The 5817-nt window shown below is 70.0% G+C and carries 6 protein-coding genes and 1 pseudogene; 4 read left to right on the top strand and 3 right to left on the bottom strand.

The features are described 5' to 3' along the window. A pseudogene (locus tag ACWD0Y_RS35910) lies at window positions 1-86 on the top strand (IS5/IS1182 family transposase); the annotation flags it as partial. 10 nt (window positions 87-96) lie between these two features. On the opposite strand, the gene ACWD0Y_RS35905 reads toward ACWD0Y_RS35910, so the two are convergent. After that, entirely contained in the window at window positions 97-741 is a 645-nt protein-coding gene (locus ACWD0Y_RS35905; protein ID WP_450264455.1) for a TetR/AcrR family transcriptional regulator, read from the bottom strand. 107 nt (window positions 742-848) lie between these two features. On the opposite strand from ACWD0Y_RS35905, the gene ACWD0Y_RS35900 reads away from it, so the two are divergent. Then, entirely contained in the window at window positions 849-1787 is a 939-nt protein-coding gene (locus ACWD0Y_RS35900; RefSeq protein WP_450264454.1) for an alpha/beta hydrolase, read from the top strand. A gap of 313 nt (window positions 1788-2100) precedes the next feature. On the opposite strand, the gene ACWD0Y_RS35895 is transcribed toward ACWD0Y_RS35900, so the two are convergent. Further along, window positions 2101-2622, bottom strand: coding sequence for a DUF4396 domain-containing protein (locus tag ACWD0Y_RS35895; RefSeq protein WP_450264453.1), 522 nt, complete (start codon window positions 2620-2622; stop codon window positions 2101-2103). Window positions 2623-3012: 390 nt separating this feature from the next. Continuing rightward, complete coding sequence (locus tag ACWD0Y_RS35890; protein WP_450264452.1) at window positions 3013-4461, bottom strand: MFS transporter; 1449 nt, start codon at window positions 4459-4461, stop codon at window positions 3013-3015. A gap of 148 nt (window positions 4462-4609) precedes the next feature. Here ACWD0Y_RS35890 and ACWD0Y_RS35885 point away from each other — a divergent pair, with 148 nt between their 5' ends. Beyond that, window positions 4610-5047, top strand: coding sequence for a DUF6153 family protein (locus tag ACWD0Y_RS35885; RefSeq protein ID WP_450264451.1), 438 nt, complete (start codon window positions 4610-4612; stop codon window positions 5045-5047). A gap of 107 nt (window positions 5048-5154) precedes the next feature. Next, complete coding sequence (locus tag ACWD0Y_RS35880; protein ID WP_450264450.1) at window positions 5155-5817, top strand: DUF305 domain-containing protein; 663 nt, start codon at window positions 5155-5157, stop codon at window positions 5815-5817.

The following is a 5817-nucleotide window of genomic DNA, read 5'->3' as shown; positions in this document are numbered from 1 at the left end:
GGCGCGTCTTCCGTAGAGCCCGCTGCAGCCCCAACCGCATGACGGTCATCGCCGCTGCCGTCCTCACCCTGGAGCGTCAACGCTGAAAACGCTCAGTCAACGTGATGTACCGACGAGGTGGCTCTCGATGTGGTCGATCACCGCTGACACGGCCTGCCGGTAGGCGGTGCTCGATCGGCGGACCTGGGACAGCAGCATGCCGCCCTGGATGGCGGCCAGCAGAGCGGTGGCGAGCGCGGCGGTGTCAGCGTGCTCGCTCAGCTCGCCGCGTGCCTGCATGCGTGCGAGTCCCGACCTGATGGGACCTTCCCACCGGTCGAAGGCGGAGACGAGTCTGGTCCGTGCCGACTGATCACTGTCGGCGAGTTCGCTGGCGAGCGAGCCGATCTCGCAGCCGCCTTCGCAGCCTCTGGCGTCCTGCCTGCTCCCTGCCATGTCGCACCACTCGCGCAGGGCCTCGATGCTGTCCAGGCTGTCCAGCAGTGGACGCTGCTGGGCGAGCTGGGCGTCCGTCTGATGGTCGATGACCGCCAGGACCAAGCCCTGCTTGTCGCCGAAGTAGTGGTAGATCTGCGACGCGCTGACCCCGGCGGCTGCCTGGATGTCCGGGATGCTCGTGCCCCTTGCGCCCCGGTGGAACATCAGCTCCGCAGCGGTCTCGATGATGCGTTCGCGAGTCCTGCGGCCGCCCTTGGTGAGCCGCTGCTTCTCCGGATCTCCGGCTCTTACTGATGTGCCCATGCGCCAACGCTACCAAAGTTGGAATTGACATTCCAACTTTGCACCACCGATGATCCTGGAAAGGTCATTCCACACCGGACGGCCGTCTCTTCGGACAGGTGAGTGCTATGTCCCTCGACCCTCAGATCGAGACCCTGCTCAAGCAAGTGGCCACAGAAGGCGGACCCGCGCCCGAAACTCTGACGGTGGCGGAGAACCGCGCGTTCGGACGCGCCTTCGGCGCCCTGGCCGGCGTTCCCGTACCGGTCGCCGACGTCCGGGACACCACAGCCGTCGGCGACAGCCGCAACATACCCGTCCGTATCTACCGGCCCGTCACCGAGCCGAACGCCGCGCCACTGCCCGTGACGCTTTTCTTCCACGGCGGCGGGTGGGTCTTCGGCGACCTGGACACCCAGGACAACATCGCCCGCATCATGGCCAGCCGCTCCGGCACGATCGTGGTCTCCGTCGACTACCGGCTGGCACCTGAGCACCGCTTCCCGGCCGCGGTCGACGACGCCTATGCCGCGCTGACCTGGGTCGCGGACAACGCCGCCGGCTTCGGGGGCGACGGAGAGCGCATTGCCGTGTTCGGCGAGAGCGCCGGCGGCAACCTTGCCGCGGTTCTCGCACAGGAATCCCTGCGCCGCGGGGGGCCTCGCATCACGCTCCAAGTGCTCGCCTACCCGGCGGTCGACCGGTTCGACGACAGCCCCTCGATGTACGAGAACATGGCGGGGCCGGTCCTCTCCCGTTCCTACCTCGAGTGGTTCTGGGGCGCCTACCTCAGCACCCCGGACCAGGGCGCCGACCCGCGGGTCTCGCCGGCACGCTCCGACGAACTGGCCGGACTTGCTCCTGCCGTCATCGTCACCGCCGAGAACGACCCCCTGCGCGACCAGGGCGACCACTATGCCCGCAAGCTGGCCGACGCCGGCGTGCCGGTCCAGCATCTCCCGGTCGAGAAAGCCATTCATGGCTTCCTCTCGTTCACCGGCTCGGTGCAGCTCTCGCGGGACGTACTGAACCAGCTCTCGGACGCTGTGGCCACGGCCTTCAACTGACCCGGCCTGTGCGGCACCGCCAGTCGCCAAACCCCTGCCGCACGCAAAAGCGCGCGAGTTCGTGGATTCTCGGAGCTGCGTGACGAGAAACCCGCACGTTGATCGGGCCTTGGCTCGAAAGCGGGTGGGGGTTGAGGACTTCTCAGGCGCGGTAGGGCTCGGCGGTCCACGGCCCGCAGCCGCCACCTCCCCTCTCAGGTCGCCTCGTGCCCGCTTAACCGAAGGCACCCGCTGAAGTCAGTAACGCCCCCAGAGGCGAACGCGCCCGGCCGCACCGTGAGGGTGCGGCCGGGCGCGGTGCCGTACGACTGGGTCAGTGGTAGGCGTGGACGACGGCGTGGCCCTTGCCGCGGCCGATCATCCACTTGTTCACCGGCGTCGTGATCACGAAGGCCACGGCGAAGCCGCCCAGCAGCGCCGTCCAGAACAGCGCGTCCGACAGGTGGGCGTCCATCGCCCCGGGCGTCAGGGCGATGATGCCGTTGTCGACGAGCTCCATCACCGCGATCGAGACGGTGTCGGCGGCCAGCGCGACCTTGATTGCGCTCTTCCAGTCCAGGCCGGCCCGACGGACTGCGAACAGGGTGAAGGAGTAGCCGAAGAGGAACGCGAGGGTGATGGCCAGGACCATCGTCTGGACGTTGCCCCACAGCAGGGCGGTACCGATGACCATGCCGAGGATCTCGCCGATCGCACATCCGGTCAGGCAGTGCAGCGTCGCCTTGGCGGCGGCCCCCCAGGTCACCGGTCCCGTCTGGTGTCCGGCGTGCTCCGCGTGCGCCTGGTGCGCGGTGTGGTCGTGTGCGGTGCTGGTGTGGTGTGCGCTGTGGTTCATGACCGTCATCCCCAATCCCGTCCAGTGTGACCCCCCTCCCGCGGGCTCACACCACAACTATATACCCCCTAGGGGTATACGCAAGAGGTAATTCGGATCACCGCATCTGGGTCTCTGACGCGCCGCACCTCGGTCGCGTCAACGGGGGGAGTCCCTGGGGCATGAGAGACCTGCGGGCGTACGGACACGCGAGTGCCGCCGGAGGGCAGGCGCTGGCGGTTGTGCCGCACTGCCTTTGGGGTGGTGAAGCTGTCCATGCTCAAGCGGAGGGGCCGTCAGCTGCGGGTGCACAAGCGACCCAGAGTCTCTGCTTCTGCCTCCGTGCCGTTGTGTACCGCGTGGTAAAGGCCCGCCGATGAGTATCGGCGGGCCCTCTCGCCTTCCTTCTGGTCAGTTGCCGACGTGCTGACGCTGTGCGGCCCCTTCGGTGGTGGCGGTTTCGACTGGCGGGCTCTGCGGCTTGCCGCGCATGAGGGTGAGGGTGGTCAGGGCGCCCGCGGCGGCGAGGCCGGCGGCGGCGAGGAAGGCGGCGCTGAACCCGTCGGTGAGGGCGGTCGGGTCTCCGAGTGCGCCGGCGCCCTGGGAGGTGGCGAGCGCGGTCAGGGCGGCGAGGCCGAGGGCGGAGCCGACCTGGTAGGTGGTGGTGACGATGCCGGAGGCGAGGCCGGCCTGTTCCTGGGGGGCGGCGGACATGGCGGCCATCAGGGTCGGGATGTAGGCGAGCGCCATGCCCAGGGCTGCCACCAGTGAGGCGGGCAGGACGTCGACGAGGAAGCTGCCGGTGGGCCGGGCAGCCGACAGCCACACCAGGCCCGCGGCCAGGACCAGCAGGCCGCCGGTGATGAGCGGCTTGGGACCGAAGCGGCCGAGCAGGCGGGCGCTGGCGGTGGTCATGAACACCATCAGCAGGCCGGTCATCGGCAGCAGCGCCGCTCCCGAGGCGAAGGCGCCGTAGCCGAGGACCTGCTGGAGGTAGAGGTTGAGGAAGTACCACATGGGAATCCAGGCCGCTCCCAGCAGCGCCATCGCCAAGTTGGAGGCGCCGAGACCGGGGGTGCGCCAGATGCCGAGCGGCATCAGCGGCGAGCGCGTGGAGCGCTGGATGAGGACGAACACGACCAGCAGGGCGGCGCCTGCGATCAGCTGAAGGACCGTCTGTGCGCTCCCCCAACCGGTCTCGGGGGCGCGGACCACGGTGAAGACGGTGAGCGCGAGCCCTGCGGTGACGGCCGCCGTGCCGAGGACGTCCACTCCGCCGCCGCGGCGGGCTGCGACGGCCGGCAGTAGGCCGGTGGCGAGCAGGGTGGCGATGCCGATCGGGATGTAGATGATGAACACCCACGGCCAGCTGGCCCACTCGGTGAACACCCCGCCGAGGAACACACCGGCGGTGCCGCCGGCCGGAGCGGCCGCGCCGTACAGGGCGAGGGCCTTGCCGAGCTCCTTGGGGTTGTGACCGAAGAGCATCATCAGCAGGGTCATCGAGGCGGGTGCGATCAGCGCGCCGCCCACCCCCTGCACGGCCCGGCCGGCGACCTCCACCCACGCGCTCTGCGCGGCCGCGGCCACGACCGAGCCTGCGATCAGGACGCTCCAGCCGGCCACGAACACCTTCCGGGCGCCCAGCAGGTCGGAGAGGCGACCGCCCAGCAGGAGCAGTCCGCCGAAGGCGATGACGTAGGCGTTGAACACCCACTGCAGATCACCCTGGGAGAACCCCAGGTCGCGCTGCATCTCGGGCAGCGCCACGCCGATGATCGACGTGTCCATGATCACCATGAACTGTGCGGCGGCGAGCACCCCGAGGGCCCACCAGCGACGTGGATTGACGGCTTCCATGACTGCTCCCCAATACAGAATCCCCTCATACCCCTAGGGGGTATGACTTCGATGGCCCGAACGTTATACCCCCCAGGGGTATTCCTCAATGGGCGGTCGTTCCGGCCTCGCCTCGCCACCCGCGAAGGAAGCCGCTTACGATGCGGACATGGACGGTCAGGTGAAGCGAGCGATGAAGCCCTCCGGGCTGCGCTCCTACCTGCTCCTCGTCCTCGCCGTGCTGGCGGGGCTGGTGGCCATGCACGGCCTGGGGCCCGCCCCCGCGCCGGCCGCCGCACACGCGACGACCAGTTCCCACCACGCGCCGGCCGCGGGCCAGGAGCGGGCGACCGCCTCGGACGCCGCGTGCCAGGACGGGTGCGTCCACGCCGACGATCCGGCCGGCAGCGGCGGCGGGCACGCCGAGCACGCCGATGCGACCTGTGCCGCCAGCGGCACAGCCGGCGCCCCGGTTCTGCCCGCGCCCGCGGTCCTGCCCGGCCACGCCGCAGTCCAGGCGGTCCTCGCGCACGGGGTCATCCCCGGCGCCACCGTCTGCGGACGGGCACCGCCGTCACTGAGCGAACTGCAACTCCTGCGCATATAGGGCGGCCCCGGCATGCCCGGCTCCCCAAAGGGCCGGCCAGCCTCTCGGCCCCGCCCTACCTCCGCACGCCCGCCGACGCGCGCGTGCCCCACAGCAGGAGTTGCACCATGACCAACCAGCGTTCCCTGATCCGCCGCGCCACCGCCGTGGCCGCGGCCGCCACCGCCGCCCTCGTCCTCGCCGCCTGCGGTGGCAACGACAGCGGCTCCGCCCACAACGGGCACAACACCGCCTCCCCCTCCGCCTCCGCCTCCGCCTCCGCCTCCGCGCAGCAGGGCGAGCACAACGCGGCCGACGTGACCTTCGCCAAGGGGATGATCCCCCACCACCGTCAGGCCATCGAGATGGCCGACCTCGCCGCGACCCGCGCCGAGTCGGCTGAGGTGAAGAAGCTGGCCGACGAGATCAAGAAGGCCCAGGACCCGGAGATCAGGACTCTCTCCGGCTGGCTGACCTCCTGGGGTGAGCAGGTCCCGGCCGAGGGCTCCGGCCACGAGGGGCACGACATGTCCGGGATGATGACGGCCGAGGAGATGAAGCAGCTGGAATCGGCCTCGGGCAAGGCGTTCGACACCGCCTTCCTGACGATGATGGTCAAGCACCACGAGGGCGCTGTCGCCATGGCCAAGACAGAGCAGGCAGACGGCACGTACCAGCCCGCCAAGAACCTGGCCACCCGGGGCCCGGCAGCGCACCGCGGTCCGTTTCAGTGGGGTGCTGCGGCCGGAGGCGGACCGAGGATTTCCAGGTGGTGTCGGGCGGCGGCGTGA

This window comes from Streptomyces altiplanensis (assembly GCF_053591575.1).
The sequence above is the reverse complement of the archived record's forward strand: the minus strand, read 5'-3'. Positions and strand labels throughout refer to the sequence as shown.

Bases quoted from the DNA above. Each gene is read 5' to 3' on its own strand.
- ACWD0Y_RS35890 (WP_450264452.1), bottom strand. From the start codon at position 4,461: ATGGAAGCCGTCAATCCACGTCGCTGGTGGGCCCTCGGGGTGCTCGCC.
- ACWD0Y_RS35895 (WP_450264453.1), bottom strand. From the start codon at position 2,622: ATGAACCACAGCGCACACCACACCAGCACCGCACACGACCACACCGCG.
- ACWD0Y_RS35905 (WP_450264455.1), bottom strand. From the start codon at position 741: ATGGGCACATCAGTAAGAGCCGGAGATCCGGAGAAGCAGCGGCTCACC.
- ACWD0Y_RS35885 (WP_450264451.1), top strand. From the start codon at position 4,610: ATGGACGGTCAGGTGAAGCGAGCGATGAAGCCCTCCGGGCTGCGCTCC.
- ACWD0Y_RS35880 (WP_450264450.1), top strand. From the start codon at position 5,155: ATGACCAACCAGCGTTCCCTGATCCGCCGCGCCACCGCCGTGGCCGCG.
- ACWD0Y_RS35900 (WP_450264454.1), top strand. From the start codon at position 849: ATGTCCCTCGACCCTCAGATCGAGACCCTGCTCAAGCAAGTGGCCACA.